We start from the raw sequence: 16294 nt of genomic DNA on the forward strand, positions 1-16294 counted from the left end.
GGGTCTCCCGCCCGAGCCGCGCGTCGCCGACCAGTGCGGCGGGTGCGGCGGGTGCGGCGGGCGCTGGAGCGGCGCCGGGCGCCGACGGCAGGCGCGAGGTGTCACCGTGGTGCACCCAGACCCGGTCCGCGCCGAGCCGCCAGGCCCGGGTGAGAGCCGCCAACCCGTCCGCCGACTCCATCGGCGCCAGGCCGCGGTCCTGCCAGAGGTGGGCCCGGGTGGCGTCGTCGACGCTCATGCCACCGTCCTTCCAGAGCGGCCAGGCGATCGAGAGCGTCCGCCCGGACCGCGCACCGGCCGCGACCAGCGCGGTGCGCTGCTCGGCGAACTCGTCGAGGAAGGCGTTGGCCGTGGCGTAGCCCGCCTGGCCGGGGTTGCCGGTGACGGCCGCGCCCGAGGAGAAGGTGAGGAGGAAGTCCAGCGGCTCCTGCGCGGTGGCCCGGTCCAGGTTGAGCAGGCCGTCGACCTTCGGCGCCAGCACCTCCGCCCAGTCCTCCCCGGTCGTCCGGGTCAGCAGCGCGTCCCGGAGCACCCCGGCGCCGTGCACGATCCCGTGGATCTCACCGGTCTCGGCCCGGACGCGCGCCACCAGGTGGCGCACCTCCTCCCAACGCGAGACGTCCGCGCGCTCGTAGCGGGCCACGGCACCGGCCGCGCGCAGCTCGGCGAGCAGCGCGTCGGTCCGGGCGTCCTGCGGCGACCGGCCGACCAGGACGAGGGTCGGGCGGGCGACGTCGGCGGCGATCCGGCGGGCGACGACCGCGCCGATGCCGCGCGCACCGCCCGTGATCAGGTAGCTGCCGCCCGCACGCCACGGCGCCACGGCCGGCTCGGCCGGCTCGTCCGCCTCGGCCGGGTGCCAGCCGCGCACGGTGCGCACGCCGTCCCGGTAGCGGACGACCTCGTCGGCGCTGTGCGTCTCCGCCGCGACGACCGCGGCGACGGCGTCCGCGCTCTGCGGGTCGTCCAGGCCGACCAGCCGGCCGACCAGCCGGGCGTCCTCCCGGGCCGCGGTGCTCAGCAGGCCCGCCAGCGCCAGGTTGACCACCTCCTCGCCACCCGTGGGCGCCAGCACCTGGACGAGCGTCGCGCCGGCGGGCGGCTCGGTGAGCAGGTCGCGGACGATCTCGAAGAGCTGTCGCGAGAGGTCGCCGAAGCGGTTCGCGGGCTGCTGCCGGTCGGTGCTGACGGTGAGGCAGCGCACGCCCGGGAGGTCCCGCTCGACCGCGTGCCGGGCGGCTGCGAGCGCTCCGCAGAGGACGACCACGCGCTGTCGCGGGTCGGCGCCACCTGTGCGGGCGGCCTGCGGCGTCCAGCGCGGCACCAGCAGCGCCGTGCCGATCGGAGATGTCTGTGGCATGTCGGTGTCGGGGATCCAGTAGCGGTCGCGGGCGAACGGATAGGTCGGCAGGTGGACGCGCCGGGGCGTGACCGCGCCGTACAGCGCGCGCCAGTCGACGGCGGCGCCCTCGATCCAGCGCGTCAGCAGCGCACCTAGTGCCGCGTCAGGCAACCTTTGCCCGTCAAGGAGCGGTGTCCGGTGCGTGCTATCGGCGTGCCGGCCGGAAGTCCTCGTACTGGACGTACTTGGGCTTTCGGCCGGTGCGGCGAGAGTGCGTGCCGGGCGTCGCGACGGGGCGAAGGTTGCCTGACGCGGCACCAGCTCACCCCCGGGCTCCGGCCGGCGCCCCTGCTGGGCGACGAACTCCCGCAGCCGGACGATCAGTTCCTCGCGCGAGGCGACCACCCAGCCGACCCGCTCGGCCATCGCCTCGCGTCCGATCTGCAGAGTCCAGGCGATCGAGCGCAGCTGCTCGGGCTGCCGCGCGGACTCCAGCTGCCGCAGGAGGTTGCCGGCGACCTGCCGGAGCTGGTCCGCGGTGCGGGCGGAGAGCGGGACGAGGACGGCCTCGGCGTCCGGGCGGGCGCCGTCGGCGGTGTCCGGTTCGACGTACTCCTCCAGCACCACATGGCAGTTGACGCCGCCGAAGCCGAAGCTGCTGACGCCCGCGCGGCGTGGGGCGAGTGCGCCGCTGCGGTCGCGCGGGCGCTGCCAGGGCTCGTTCTCCCGCACGATCCGCAGCGGGCCGTCGTCGAGCTGGATGAACGGGTTGATCTCGGGGCAGTTGCGGCTGGCCGGGATCGTCCGGTGCTTCATCGCGAGCAGCACCTTGAGCAGCCCCGCGATGCCCGCGGCGGCCTCCAGGTGGCCGATGTTGGTCTTGACCGAGCCGAGCCCGCAGGTTCCCTGGCCGGTGCTGCCCAGCCGCCGGAACGCGGACTGCAGTGCGCGCACCTCGACCGGGTCGCCGAGCGCGGTGCCGGTGCCGTGCGCCTCGATGTAGCCGATGGTGTCCGGGTCGATGCCGTGCATCGCCTGCGCCACCAGGTCGGCCTGCGCGGCGGCGTTCGGCGCGGTCAGCGAGTGGGCCCGGCCGCCGTGGTTCTCGGCGCCGGCCAGCAGCACGCCGAGAATGGCGTCACCGTCACGCCGGGCGGCGGCGAGCGGCTTCAGCACGACGGCGCCCACGCCCTCGCCGCGCACGTAGCCGTCCGCGTCGGCGGCGAAGGTCTTGCAGCGGCCGTCCGGGCTGAGCATCCCGGCGCGATGGGCGCTGACGAAGGTGTCGACGCTGAGCAGCAGGTTCACCCCGCCGGCGATCGCCGTGTCGCAGGCGCCCGAGCGGATCGCCTCCATCGCGCGGTGGACGGCGACCAACGAGCTGGAACAGGCCGTGTCGACCGGTTCGCTGGGGCCGTGCACGTCGAGCAGGAAGGAGATCCGGTTGGCGAGCATCGAGTGCGCGTTGCCGGTGGAGGTGAAGGCGTCCGGCGGGGTGCCGTAGCCGGTGAGCAGCGTCGCGTAGTCGTGGCCCGAGACGCCGAGGAAGACGCCGGTGTTCCGGGGCAGGTCCGCGGGGCGGTAGGCGCTGTCCTCCAGCGCGCTCCAGACCGTCTGCAGGGCGAGACGGTGCTGCGGGTCCATCAGCTCCGCTTCGCGCGGGTAGATCCGGAAGAAGTCGGCGTCGAAGGCGTCCACGTCGTCCAGGACGCCCGCGTGGCGTGGGAAGTCGGCCTGGTCGACCTTGCGTGCGTAGGCCTCGTCGTAGCGGTGGACGGGGAACTCCGAGACGGAGTCCCGGCCCGCCACCAGGTTGGCCCAGTAGGTGTCGAGGTCGGGGGCGCCGGGGAACCGGCCGGCGGCGCCGATCACCGCGATCGGCATCGGCACGGCGACATCGGGGACGGGAGCGGGAGCAGAGACGGGAGCGGGAGCAGGGACGGGGGTCGGGACGTACGCCGCGCGGAGCGGGTCCGCGAACTCGGCCGCGAGGTGGCGGCCCAGCGCGTCGAAGGTGCTCAGCTCGAAGAAGACCGCCGGGCTCAGGTCGGCGCCCAGCCGCTCGCGGATCAGCCGGGAGAACGCCACCAGCGAGATCGAGTCGAAGCCGAAGGCGTCGAAGCCCGTCAGCGGGTCCAACTCCTCGACCTCGAACTTGAGCAGGCCGGACGCGATGGCCCGCAGCTCGTCCACCGCGAAGCGCAGGACCGGATCCTCGGTCCCCTGCTGTTCGCTCGGCTGCACGGTCGGTTCCCTTCGGGGATGGTCGTGGTGGTCGTGCCGGTCGTCGCAGCGCAGGCCGGTGAGCTCGGCGACGCTCTCGCCGTCCGCGCTCAGCAGCCGGACGGATTCGGCGGCCGGGTCGAGCAGCGCGTACGCCACCTCGGCCGGTGCTGCGGAGAGCCGGATCTCGGCGATCCGGTGCGGGGCGGTGTCGGCCCAGTGCGGGGCGTGGCCGTGCTTCGCGGCCAGCTGGAGCCCCTGGGCGACGGCCGCCAGGACGTGCGGCGCGAGGGCGACGTTGCGCCGCACGTGGTCCTGCTGGAACTCGGGGGCGCCGACCGCCAGCAGCAGCCGGCCGTCGGGCAACCGGCGCGCGCTCCGGACGCCGGACAGTTCCGGCGCGTAGTGGAGTCCGCCCTCGGCGAGCTCGGCCAGGAACTCGGGTGCGGTGAGCTCGCGTTCGGCCCCTTGTCGGAGCTCCTCGAAGCGCGGCCCGCAGGGGGCACCGGGCCGCAGCTCGAAGCTGAGGACGGGCGTGCGCGTCCCGGCCGCGTCCTCGGTGGACACCACGCCGGAGGCCGCCTCGCGGCCCGTCGCGGTGACGGCCGTGACCAGCCGCGTGGTGGCGTCCCAGTCGATCGGGCCGAGGACCCGCAGGTCGCGCACCAGCGCGGCACCGGCGAAGCCGGAAACCCGCGCGGCGGCCAGGGCCAGGTCGACGGCGAAGGTCGGCACGATCGCGCGCGTGCGCTCCCGCCGGTAGCCGTAGTCCAGCAGGTCGTCCAACTCGACTTCCAGGCCGTAGCGCAGGCCGTCGAGGTCCGACTCGTTGCGGCCCAGGAAGGGGTGCAGCCGCTCGCGCAGCGCCAGCGGGGCGGTCACCGACGGCGCCCCCTCCTCCTGGAGCACCCAGCAGCGCACCCGCTCGAACGGGTAGGCCGGCAGCGACACCCGCCGGGGCGGGCGGGTCCCGGTCAGGGTGCGCCAGTCAACGCCCCTGCCGCGCGCCCAGGTTGTCGCCAGCTCGCGGGCGGCAGCGGCCCGTGGGTCGGTGCTCGCCAGCGCGGCGGCCTGGTCGCGGTCGCCCGCGAGGTAGCGTTCGACGGCCTCCCCGGCGCCGGCCAGGTCCTTCGCCAGGAAGGCCCAGCGGCACGGCAGTTCGTTCTTGCCCACGCGCAGGGTGTAGGCGATCGAGGGCAGCTCGGCCTCGTCGGCGGCGGCCAGGTAGCGGTGGAAGCGCAGCAGGCAGGTCTCCAGCGCGGCCTCGCTCATCGCCGAGAAGACGAACAGCTCCTCGCGGCCGTCGCGTTGGCCGCTCACGGCGGGCTCGGCGCTGCGGTACTCCTCCAGGATGATGTGCGAGTTCATCCCGCCCGCGCCGATCGAGGTGATCCCGGCACGCCGTGGGTGGACCACCTCGCGACCGTCGACCGTGGTCACCACCGGTGCCCAGTCGGTGAGTTCACGCTGCACGCGGAACGGCGTGGCGGCGAAGTCGATGTCCGGGTTGAGCTCGGAGCTGTGCAACGAGGGTGCCAGCCGGCCCTTCTGGAGCTGGAGCAGCACCTTCGCGAAGCCGACCATGCCGGCCGCCGCGAGCAGGTGGCCCATGTTGGACTTGACCGAGCCCAGCGCGCAGAACTGGGCGTCCTCCGTGTACTTCCGGAAGGCCACGGTCAGCGCCTTGACCTCGATCGGGTCGCCGAGCGAGGTCCCCGAACCGTGGCCCTCGACGTAGCCGATCGTGCGCGGGTCCACACCCGCGTCGTCGATCGCCTTCTCGATCGCGCGTGCCTGCATGTGCGGGCTCGGGACGGTGAACCCGTTGCGCACACCGGCGTTGGTGATCGCCGTGCCCTTGATGACGGCATACACGTGGTCGCCGTCGCGCTCGGCCTCGACCAGCGGCTTCAGGACGACCGCGCCCACGCCCTCGCCGAGGATCGTCCCATCGGCGCCGACGCCGAAGCTGCGGATCACGTCCGAGGTCGCGGTGGTGAAGTGCTCCTGCGAGGAGGTCACCAGGTTGTACGGGTGCAGCAGCAGGTTGACGCCGCCGGCCACCACCATCCGGCACTCGCGCGCCCGGAGCATCTGGACCGCCTGGTGGATGCAGGTCGAGGACGCCGAGCACATCGTGTCGAGGAAGATCGACGGCCCGGTGAGGCCGTAGAAGTACGACAGCATGTTGGGCAGCGTCCCGGTGTAGCTGCCGCTGGCCGCCGAGCCGCGGGTCAGGTTGTTCTGGAACCCGTACAGGTTGTAGTGGTTGCTCATCGTGCCGACGAGCACGCCGACGTCGCCCTGGTACTGCTGCTGGATCGTCTCGCGCGAGTAGCCCGAATCCTCCAGCGCCTCCACGCCGGCCTGAAGGAAGAGCCGGACCTCCGGCGACATCTGCTCGGCCTCGCGCTTGGAGATGCGGAAGTAGCGGGGGTCGAAACGGTCGATGTCGCGCAGGAAGGTGCCGGTGCGGATGGTGCTCTTGCCCAGCACGGCGCGGTCGCGGCTGTAGAGCGCGTCGTGGTCCCAGCGGTCGCGCGGGACCTCCTCGAAGCTGTGGCGGCCCTCTTCGAGGACCGTCCAGAGCTCGTCCAGGGTGTCGGCGCCCGGGTACCTGCCGGAGACGCCGATCACGGCGATGTCGTGGTAGTCGTCGCGCGAGGCGGCGACGGGCCGGGGGGCGACGGGCGTGGCCGTGAAGCGCGCGCGCGTGGCGGGGGCGGCCACGGCGGGGGCGGTCACGGGCTGCGGCGCGGACGCGGCCAGGACGGCGTCGAGCTTGTCGCGGTGCGCCTGGACGAAGTACCCGGCGACGGCGTCGATCGTCAGATACTCGAAGAAGATCGTCTTCGACAACGGGCCGAAGAGTCCTTCCAGATGGACGGTCATCTCCAGGATGGCCAGCGAGTCGATCCCGTACTCGACCAGCTGGGCCGCCGGGTCCATCGTCTCGGGGTCGCGGTGCAGCACCTGGCCCAGCAGGCGGGTCAGCAGGGCCGTCATCCGCTCCGGCAACTCGCCCTCGGCGATCGGGCCGGCGGTCGGGACGGCCGCCGGGACGGCGGTGACCTGCTCCTCTGCGGGCGGCTCGTCGCGGACCGTCGCGGCCGCGCCGAAGGCGACCACCACGTGCTCGGGCCCGTCGGTCAGCACCCGGCCCAGCACCCGAAGGCCGTCCTCGGTCGGCAGCGGCTCCCAGCCGCGCCGACGGCGCATCGACTCGCGCGTCACCGCGTCCATGGTCATGCCGCCGTCCGCCCAGAGCGGCCAACTGACTGCCGTGGTACGCCCGGTGCGCTCGCCGGCCTCGACCAGCGCCTGCCGGTGCCGCGCGAAGGCGTCCAGGAAGGCGTTGGCCGCCGCGTAGTCGCCCTGGCCCGCGTTGCCGTAGACGCCGGCGACGGAGGAGAAGACGACGAAGAAGTCGAGCGCCAGATCGCGCGAGGCCGCGTCCAGGTGGAGCACGCCGCGCACCTTGGGCGCCAGCACGGCGGGCAGGTCGGCGGCGTCCTTGGTGAGCAGGTAGCCGTCCCGCAGGACGCCCGCCGCGTGCACGATCCCGTCCAGCGAGCCGTGCGCGTCGGTGATCGCGCGCACCGCCCGCTCGACGTCCTCCCGGCGGCAGACGTCCACCGGCAGGTAGTGCGCGTCGACGCCCGCCGCCCGCAGCTCGGCGAGTGCCGCCTCGCTCGCGGCGCCGGGCTCCGACCGGCCGCTGAGCACGACGGTGACGCCGGCGCGGCGCGCGAAGTAGCGCGCCAGGTGCCTGCCCAGACCGCCGAGGCCGCCGGTCAGCCAGTAGACGCCGCCCTCCTTCAGTGGCGGGACCTGCGGCCCGGCGGCGAGTTCGACGTCCACCGGACGCCACTCCTGGCGGGTGCCGTCGGCGGCGTAGCGCAGCTCGGCGGCGGCGCCGCGCGGGTCGGCGGCCTCGTCGCGCAGCAGCTGGGCGATCCGCTCGGGCGAGGCGCCGTCGAGCCCGGTGACCCGCACCACCCGCCCGGTGACCAGCGGGTTCTCCAGCGGAACGGTCCGGAACAGGCCGGTCAGCGGTGCGTGGAAGTGGCGCGGCACCCGGTCGTCGACCAGCACGACGACGCGCTGCGGCGCGCTGGGCCGGGACGCCAGCAGCTCCTGGACGTGGCCGAAGACGCGAGCGAGCACGGCGTCGGCGCCGTCCGCGAGGCGGTCGGGGGTGACGGCGGGCAGCGGCAGCAGCGCGAGCGCGGCCGCGTCGCCCTTGCCTGCCAGGAAGCCGTGCACGGTGACGTGCTGGGCGGCCGCCTCGCCGGACGGGGAGAGCGGGGCGAGCGGGGCGTCCGTCCAGCGGCCGATGCCGGTGACGACGCGCGGCGCCGGGTCGGCGGCCGGCTCGACAGCGCGACCGGCCAGGCGCTCGGCGGGCTGCTCGGCGGCCGTCCGCTGGACCAGCCCGCGCAGGCGGGCGGTGACGACGCCATCCGCGTCGCAGAGGTCGATGTCGAACTTGTCGAGCGGGCCGCTGTCGGCGCTGCGCCGGACCCAGGCCCAGGTCTGCGCGCCGCAGGCGCCGTACGCCTCCAACTGCTCCAGCGCGAACGGCAGTACCGGCCGGTCGGCGGGTCCCTCGGCCCTCTGCGCCAGCAGGACCAGCGAGGCCTGCAGCGCGGCGTCCAGCACGCTCGGCGGCAGGACGAAGCCACCGTCGCCGGAGTGCTCGATCCGGGCGAGCAGCTCGCCCGTCCCGATCCGGATCTCGGCCAGCCCGCGCATGGCCGGCCCGTACTCCAACCCCTGCTGCCGGAAGGCCGCGTAGACGTCGGCGGGGTCGCGCGGGCTGCGGCAGGCCGCGCGGAGTGCGTCCAGGTCGAGCGCCTGCGGTGGCTGCGGTGCGCCCAACTCGGCGGCGCCGCTGCTGTGCAGGACGGCCGACGGGTCGAGGGCCGTCGAGCCGGTGTAGACCTCGAACGCGATCGCGCCGGCGGCGTCGGGGACGAGCCCCACCTGGACGTCGAGCGGCTCGGCGCCGATGACCAGCGGACGCAGCCACGCGACGTCGCGCAGGCGCACGACAGCGCCCGGCTCGGCGCCGTGCCCGGCGGCGTCCTGCACCGCGGCGCGGACCATCTCCAGGTACGCGGCGGCGGGCAACACCCTTGCACCGCGCACCTGGTGGTCCGCCAGGAACGGCTCCTCACCGGTGAACACCGAGCTGTAGCGCTGCTCGGAGAGGTCGGAGGTGTTGCGCTGCGCCAGCGGGTGGAGCACGCTGCCCGGCTGCGGGGCGGGCTCCGGCACCGTGAACCAGTGGCGGTCGCGGGCGAACGGGTAGGTCGGCAGCCGCAGTCGTCGGGGGTGGGAGCGCGGGTCGTCGCCGTACTGCGCGGCCCAGTCCACCGGGTCGCCCTGGACCCAGCGGGTCGCGCTCTCCAGCAGCGCGGCCGCCTCCCCGGCTTCGGTGCGGGCACCGAGGTGCACCGCCTCCTGCGCGAGCGTGCCGTCCGCGAACGCGGCCAGCGCGTCGGCGAGTTCGTCGGCGCCGGCGACGACGAACGCGACCCGCGCGGCCATCGCCTCGCGGCCGACCTGCAGGGTGTACGCGACGTCGGCCAGCGCGCGCGAGGAGCGCAGCGCGGCGCCGACCGCGTCGGTGGGGGTCGCCAGGTACGCGCGCAGGTTGGCCGCCGCCACCCGCAGCCGGTCGGTGTTCCTGGCGGAGAGCGGAACCACGTACAGCTGCCCCGGCTGCTCCTGCGGCTGCGCCGTGGCGCTCTCGGCGCGGTGCTCCTCCAGCACCACATGGGCGTTGGTCCCGCCGAAGCCGAACGAGCTGACGCCCGCCCGGCGCGGCGCGGGCCGCCCGTCGGGCGCGGCCGGCGGCTCCGCCCACGGCTGCGTGTCGCGCACCACGTAGAACGGGCTGCCGTCCAGCTGGATGAGCGAGTTCTGCACCTCGAAGTCGACGGTCGCCGGCAGCACCCGGTTCGCCAGCGCGCCGATCACCTTGACCATCCCGGCGACGCCCGCCGCGCCCTCCAGGTGGCCGATGTTGGTCTTCACCGAGCCGACCCCGCAGCTGTCCGGCCGCGCCTCGGTGCCGTGCGCCGCGTGCAGGCTCTGGAACGCGCGCTTCAGCGCCACGATCTCGATCGGGTCGCCGATCGGCGTGCCCGGCCCGTGCGCCTCGACGTAGCCGACCGTCTCGGGGCGGATGCCCGTGCGGGTGTAGAGCCCCTCGATCAGGTTCGCCTGCGCGGTCGGGTTGGTGACGGTGAGCGAACTCGTGCGTCCGCCATGGTTGGTGGCCACGCCCTTGATCACGGCGTGGATCGGGTCGCGGTCGGCGAGGGCCTTCGCGAGCGGCTTGAGCAGCAGCACCGCACCGCCCTCGCCGCGGACGTAGCCGTCGGCGCCGTCGTCGAACGCCCGGGAGCGGCCGGTGCGCGAGAGCATGCTCGCCTGACTGAAGGCGACGAAGTGCTTCGGCGACCAGACCAGATTGACCCCGCCGGCCAGCGCCTGGTCGCACTCGCCGTTCTGCAGCGCCGCCACCGCCTCGTAGACCGAGACCAGCGAGCTGGAGCACGCGGTGTCGTTGGTGATGCTCGGGCCCTGGAGGTCGAGCACGTAGGAGACCCGGTTGGAGATGATCGAATACGCCGTGCCGGTCGGGAAGTAGCCGTCGGTCTTGACTCCCTGGCCCTCCATCAGTTCGGCGTAGTCGGCGTGGCAGACGCCCATGTAGACGCCGGTCCGGGTGCCCGCGAGGGCGCCGGCCGGATATCCGGCGTCCTCGACGGCCTGCCAGGCGAGTTCGAGGGCGAAGCGCTGCTGCGGGTCCATGCTCTCCGCCTCGCGCGGCGAGATGGCGAAGAAGTCTGCGTCGAAGCAGTCGGCCTGCTCGATGAAGCCGCCCCAGATGCTGTTCGTCTTCTGTGCCCCGCGTCGCGGATCACCGAACCAGCGTTCCTTGGACCACCGTTCGGGCGGCACCTCGGAGATCAGCGACCGGCCCGCGACGAGGTGCCGGCAGAGCTCCTCCAGCGTGTCGGAGCCGGGAAAGCGCAGGCCGAGGCCGATGATCGCGACATCCTGCCCGTCCTGCCCGGTGGGCTCGATGGCGGACCGGGTGGCGGTGGCGGCCGGGTTCCGCCTGCGGCGCGTCATCGGACCGCTCCTGCGCCCACCTGGCGGCGGCCGACGACCGTCCGCAGCTTCAGCGTGGCTTGCGACGGGGCACCCATGTAGCTCTCCCGGTTCATGACAAACTGCTGGTTGAGGACGGCGGTCGAGAGCAGGTAGATGAACGCCTGGTCCTCCTTGGTGCTGATCTCGGCGGCGGGGGCGGACATGATCCGCCCGACGAGCTTGCGCGCGAAGACCGGATCGACGCCGTCGATCTTCTGCAACTCAGCCTCGGAGAGCACCAGTTCCAGGTAGTCCGGCCGGTGCTCGGTGAAGACCGCGCTGCCCGGCGCGCGGTAGGGCTGCTTGGGCCGGGTCAGGCTCGACTGCGGCAGCTCGCCGCGGAAGGCCTTCTTCAGGATGGCCTTCTCGGCGAACCCGTCGTCGAAGCGCAGGTTGACCGAGGCGGCCGCCCGCACGACGGCGGGGTCCAGGAACGGGCAGCGGTTCTCGACGCCGTGCGCCAGGCTCATCCGCTCCCCCTGGGTCGACAGCAGGTAGCCGGCCAGCAGGGTCTTGTACTCCAGCCACTGCGCCTTCTGGGTCGGGCCGAGCCCTGCGTAGCCGGGAGTGTCGCGCACCAGGGCGATGGTGTCGGCGAACGGATCGGACCGGTCCTTCAGCAGGCGGGCGGCGAACTTGCCGTTCTGGTAGCGCAGTTCGTGCGAGAAGAGTCCCGGCAGCTGCTCGTTCTCGGTGCTGAACTGGCCGAGCAGGCCGGCCAGGTGCGCCCGGTGCGAGGGACCGAAGTGGTCGAGTTCGGGGTAGAGGCTGCCGATCCGCGCCGAGCGCTGCTCCTCGGACAGCTCGTGCCACGAGGAGCGCAGCAGCGTCTCACGGAAGAGCGAGTACCCGAGGAACGCCTCGTCGGCTCCCTCGCCGCTCAGCACCACCTTGATCCCGGCCTCGCGGACGTGCCGCGACAGCAGGTACATCGGGACGAACGCTGTACGGAAGGACGGGACTTCGGCGTGGTGGACGGCCGCCGGAAAGTGCTCGGCGATGTCCGCGCCGGACACCGCGATGGACGAGTGGCGGGTCCCCAGGTGCTCGGCGACCACCCGCTGACTGCTCGACTCGTCGAAGGTCCGGTCCTCGAACTCGACGGAGAAGGTGCGCACTTGGTGCGGCGAGAGGTCCGTCACCAGCTTCGTCACGATGGACGAGTCCAGGCCGCCGCTCAGGTAGACGCCGACCTCCACGTCACTGCGCAGCCGCACCTCGACGGCGGCCCGCAGCGCCTCCCGGACGAACGCCGCGGCGTCCGCCTCCGACCCGGTGAACGGCGGCGCCTCCAGCTCGAGTTCCTCGTAGCTGCGCAGCGTGCACCGGCCCGCGCGGACGGTCATCACGCTGCCCATCGGCAGCTGGCGGATGCCCCGGAACGGCGTACGGTCGGGCAGTGGCGTCCAGACCGCGAAGATCGACGCCAGCTCCCGGGGGTCCAGCTCGAAGCGGAAGCCGGGGAAGCCGCGGAACGCCTTCATCTCCGAGGCGAAGAGGAACGCACCGTCCCCCTGCGTGTAGTAGAGCGGGCGCTTGCCGTAGCGGTCACGCGCGAGGAAGAGCTCACCGGAGAGCGCGTCGCGGATCGCGAACGCGAAGGCGCCGTTGAACCGGGTCAGGCAGCCGGCTCCCCATTGGATCCACGCCTGAAGGACCACCTCGGTGTCCGAGTGGGTGCGGAACGGCCGTCCCAGCAGCCGCAGTTCCTCGCGGAGCTCGACGTGGTTGTAGAGCTCGCCGTTGAAGCAGATCCAGTAGCGCTCGGCCGGGTCCGCCATCGGCTGCGCCCCCGTGGCGAGGTCGACCACCGCGAGGCGGACCGTCCCCATCGCCAGCCCGTCGTCGAGGTAGTACCCCGCCTCGTCCGGCCCCCGGTGGCGGATCAGCGACAGCATCGAGGAGACCACCCCGGGCACGGCCCCGGCGTCGAGTGCCGGGGCGACGAATCCGGCTATCCCGCACATGCTGCGCCCTGCCCCTCGGCCTGGAGCTCGGCGGACTTCTGCGCCACGAAGGCGTCGATCGCCGAGAGCGAGACGAAGACGTTGACCAGGATGTCGTCGTGGGTGATCCGCAGCGAGAACTCCTGCTCCAGGAACTTCATCAGCTGGATGTAGCCGAACGAGTCGATGACCCCTGCCTTGAAGAGATCGGTGTCGGCCGTCAGCCCGTCCTCGTCGAAGTCGACGAGAAAGCGGTCCTCGACGAACTGCCGGATCTGCTCTGTCCTGTCCATCTGTCACACCGTGCTTTCGCTGAGGCGGCTGGGGGCGGCGGACGCGCGAATCCTGTCCACCATGCGAAGGAGGGACCTGCCGCCCACTTCCTCGCAGTCAACTGGGGTGCTGTCACCGGAGAGCGCCAGCAGGTGGCGGACGCTGTCCGTCCAGCGCACCGGCTCGACGAGCTGCCGGCTGAGCATCGCGACGATCGCGCCCGGCTCGTAGGGGCGGCCCGTCACGTTGGCGATCACCGGCGTGCTCGGCTCCGAGAAGGTGAAGCCGCGCAGGAAGTCCTCGAACTCGGCGCGCGCGGGCTCCATGTACCGCGAGTGGAACGGTGCGCTGACCCGCAGTTGGGCGAACCGGACCTCCCGGGCGCGCAGCGCCGCATGGGCGGCGTCGAGCACCTCGGTGGTCCCCGCGATGACGATCTGGGTGTCGGTGTTGAAGCCGGCCAGGTCGACGCCCTCGACACCGTCCTGCCGGAAGATCTCCAGAAGCTCCGGCTCGGGCGTGTCCGCGACCGCGGTCATCCCCCCGCCGGACGCGGCCGCCATCAGCTCCCCGCGCTTGCGCACGAGCCGCAGTCCCGTCGCGAAGTCGAACGCCCCTGCGGCCAGCAGGGCGTTGTACTCGCCGAGGCTGTGCCCGAGGAAGCAGTCCGCCCGCCGCTCCTCGCGCCGCTCACGCTCGAACATCCGCAGCGCGTTGACCGTGTAGAGCGCCGGCTGGGTGTACTCGGTGCGCGAGAGCACGTCGTCCGGGTTGTCGCGGCAGAGCTCGGCCAGGTCGTAGCCCAGCAGGTCACAGGCGAACTGCGTCAAGCCGGGATAGCGGCCGAAGACGTCCTCGCCCATTCCTCGGGACTGCGCCCCCTGCCCGGGGAAGAGAATCGCAAATGGCATGGGTGTCTCACAGATCGTCTCGGATCGATACCAGTGGCCGGGAGGCCGAGCATTCCCATGCCGACCCGGGGCACAGCGTCTCCGACCTGGATCTATGCGGGATCAACTCGCCGTCCGAGGGGCGCACGGCCGCTCCCGGGGCGTCCCGAGGGGCCACAGCCCGGCGCCTGCGGGCTCAACGGCGCTCTACGGGCCCATTCATCGAGCTCTCCGAGGCGTTGATCGCTTGTAGATCGAGATTGGGGATGCTGCACCCGAAGCGGCCACAAGCCGATCACCCAGGACCAGAGGTGTTGGAAATGATCCCCCGTCTGCCTCACCTGCTCACCCGCCCGCTGACCCTCGCGGCCTGCGTCTGCGCCCTCTCCGCGACCCTCCTGTTAGCCCTGCCGAGCCCCGCCCCGCACCTCACGGGCGCCGCCGGCACCACGCGTTCCGCTGCGGGCGGCCCCACCCAGAACACCGACGACTGGAACAGCACCGGCTCCTGAGCCCGCCTCCACCGCCTCCACCGCCCCACCCGCGCCCCTGTGCGCCCCCGCGGCCCTGCACGTGATCGGCTGGTTCACGCTGATCGCGATCGTCGCGCCACAGCACCTCAGCACCTCAGCCTCGGCACCAAGAGCTTCCGCACCGGCGTCGGCGTCACCGCCTACACCCTCGGCATGCGGCACGCCTTCGACACCGACCACATCGCCGCCATCGACAACACCACCCGCCTGGCGTTCCTGAACTTCGCCGACGGCTGGGCGTTCTCCAAGCCGGTCCGCAAGGTGTACTACCACCTCACCATCACGCCCCTGTCCGCCGCCGTCGCGCTGATCCTGGAAGTTCGCCCGGATCGAGGAGAAGTGGTCCGCCGGCATCCGCGACTCGGAAACCTCCGGCTGAGCGGGCACGCAGAAGTGCCGGGCCCGATCCGTCAACGGATCGGGCCCGGCACTCAGTTGGAAGGTCAGCCGACGAAGGCCGCCGTGCCGTTCGGGGTGCCGAGGCCGGTGGGGCCGTCGTAGCCCGGGCCGGCGGTGCACAGGTAGGTGCCGCCGCAGTCACCGTTGGTGCCGCTGGTGACGTCGTTCAGCGCGGAGGTGTTGGCGTACGGGTCGGACGCCGGGGTGGTGTTGGCGCCGGGGTTGCCGGCGAGGGCGTAGACGCTGGCGATGATCGGGGAGGAGGCACTGGTGCCGCCGTAGACCTGCCAGCCGGAGGCGCCGTAGGTGTCGTACACGGCCACGCCGGTGGCCGGGTCGGCGACCGCCGAGACATCGGCGACCGTACGGTTGGCACAGCCGCTGTCGGTCTGCCAGCTGGGCTTGGCCTCGTACGCGGAGCAGCCGGAGCCGGTTCCGTCGCCGCTGCCACCCCAGACCGACTCGCTCCAGCCACGGGCGCTGGAGTCGGCGGTCAGCGAGGTGCCGCCGACGGAGGTGACGTACGGCGAGGCGGCCGGGTACTCGACGCCGTAGCCGCTGTCGCCCGCCGAGGCGGTGATGGCGACGCCGGGGTGGTTGTAGTACTGGTTGTCGGCGTTCGTCTCGTCGGAGCTCTCCGAACCGCCGTAGCTGTTGGAGACGAACTTCGCGCCGAGCGTGACAGCCTGGTTCACCGCGGTGCCCAGGTCGTCGGTGCTGGCGGTGTTGGCCTCCACCAGGAGGATGTTGCAGTTGGGGCAGGTCGCGCTGACCATGTCGAGGTCGAGCGAGATCTCACCGGCCCAGCCCGAGTCCGCGGACGGGTAGCTGGTGCCGCCGTTCTGGTCGACCTTGCTGAAGCAGCCGTTGGCCGAGGTGCAGGCGGGCAGGCCGAACTGGCTGCGGTAGGTGGCCAGGTCGGTCTCGGCGTTGGGGTCGTCCTGGGCGTCGACGATGGCCACGGTCTGGCCGGCGCCGCTGGAGGCGGCGGCCGAGGCGAGGTTGTAGGCGCCCTGGATGTCGGCCGGGCCGAAGCCCGAGACGGCCGCGGCCGGGGCCGCGTTGGTCGACCTCGCGCCGGTGGCATGGGCCTTGACGGGGGTTCCGCCGGTCACGCGCAGCGCGTTGCAGGCCAGGTAGCCGGCGTGCTGCGGCACCGCGCAGGACCGGGCGACGCTCACGTGGTGGCTCCCGTGACCGTGCGCGTCCGCCGCCGGGGCGGCGTCGGCGGGGGCGACGGCGAGGCCGGAGAGGGCGAGGCCCACCACGGCGGTGGCGGCCAGCGCGGTGCGCCGCGCGGCGGAGGTGATCGAGGTACGCAAGGGACGTGCTCCTCTGTTCCGGTGAACCGGGTGTGGGGGAGGGCCCTTTGTGGGGTGGACCCGACCGCCGACGTCCTCCGACGGTGGCTCAGTCCGCGGAGAAACCTGCTGTCAGCAGCTGGGCTCGACTGTAGGTTTCCGCGCTCATGACAATCAATGGGGCGTTCAGGAAATACACAGAATGTACTCAGGAAGG

6 protein-coding genes and 1 pseudogene (1 of these 7 cut by a window edge) are annotated in these 16294 nt (G+C 73.0%); 2 read left to right on the top strand and 5 right to left on the bottom strand.

Going from position 1 to position 16294, the window contains the following annotated elements; translation table 11 throughout:
• The 4 genes in view from BS80_RS13780 to BS80_RS13795 are tightly spaced (at most 3 nt apart) and all read right to left on the bottom strand, a layout consistent with a single transcriptional unit that may run on beyond the window.
• Nucleotides 1-10714 carry the start of a non-ribosomal peptide synthetase gene (locus BS80_RS13780; protein ID WP_035796834.1) on the bottom strand. It extends 11360 nt beyond the left edge of the window, so the window shows 10714 of its 22074 coding nt (coding positions 1-10714); the start codon lies at nucleotides 10712-10714; its stop codon lies off the left edge, out of view.
• Nucleotides 10711-12702, bottom strand: coding sequence for an asparagine synthase (glutamine-hydrolyzing) (gene asnB / locus BS80_RS13785; protein WP_051966563.1), 1992 nt, complete (start codon nucleotides 12700-12702; stop codon nucleotides 10711-10713). Before asnB ends, BS80_RS13780 begins: the two co-directional genes overlap by 4 nt.
• Nucleotides 12690-12974, bottom strand: coding sequence for a phosphopantetheine-binding protein (locus tag BS80_RS13790; RefSeq protein WP_035796836.1), 285 nt, complete (start codon nucleotides 12972-12974; stop codon nucleotides 12690-12692). The genes asnB and BS80_RS13790 overlap by 13 nt, the downstream gene beginning before the upstream one ends.
• A 3-nt stretch (nucleotides 12975-12977) precedes the next feature.
• Nucleotides 12978-13865 carry an ACP S-malonyltransferase gene (locus BS80_RS13795; RefSeq protein ID WP_035796838.1) on the bottom strand — a complete coding sequence of 296 codons (888 nt, stop codon included), beginning with the start codon at nucleotides 13863-13865 and terminating at the stop codon, nucleotides 12978-12980.
• A gap of 299 nt (nucleotides 13866-14164) precedes the next feature.
• On the opposite strand from BS80_RS13795, the gene BS80_RS13800 reads away from it, so the two are divergent.
• Together BS80_RS13800 and BS80_RS39375 are read left to right on the top strand one after the other, a co-directional pair.
• Nucleotides 14165-14356, top strand: a complete 192-nt coding sequence (locus BS80_RS13800) for a hypothetical protein (RefSeq protein WP_035796840.1) — start codon at nucleotides 14165-14167, stop codon at nucleotides 14354-14356.
• Nucleotides 14357-14393: 37 nt separating this feature from the next.
• Nucleotides 14394-14584 (top strand): annotated as a pseudogene (locus BS80_RS39375) (HoxN/HupN/NixA family nickel/cobalt transporter); the annotation flags it as partial.
• 236 nt (nucleotides 14585-14820) lie between these two features.
• Here the strand turns inward: BS80_RS39375 and BS80_RS13810 are convergent.
• Nucleotides 14821-16098: a S53 family peptidase gene (locus BS80_RS13810; protein WP_035796844.1), complete on the bottom strand. Its 1278-nt coding sequence runs from the start codon at nucleotides 16096-16098 to the stop codon at nucleotides 14821-14823.
• Nucleotides 16099-16294 lie beyond the last annotated feature (196 nt).

This window comes from Kitasatospora mediocidica KCTC 9733, assembly GCF_000744225.1.
Classification (GTDB): Bacteria; Actinomycetota; Actinomycetes; order Streptomycetales; family Streptomycetaceae; genus Kitasatospora; species Kitasatospora mediocidica.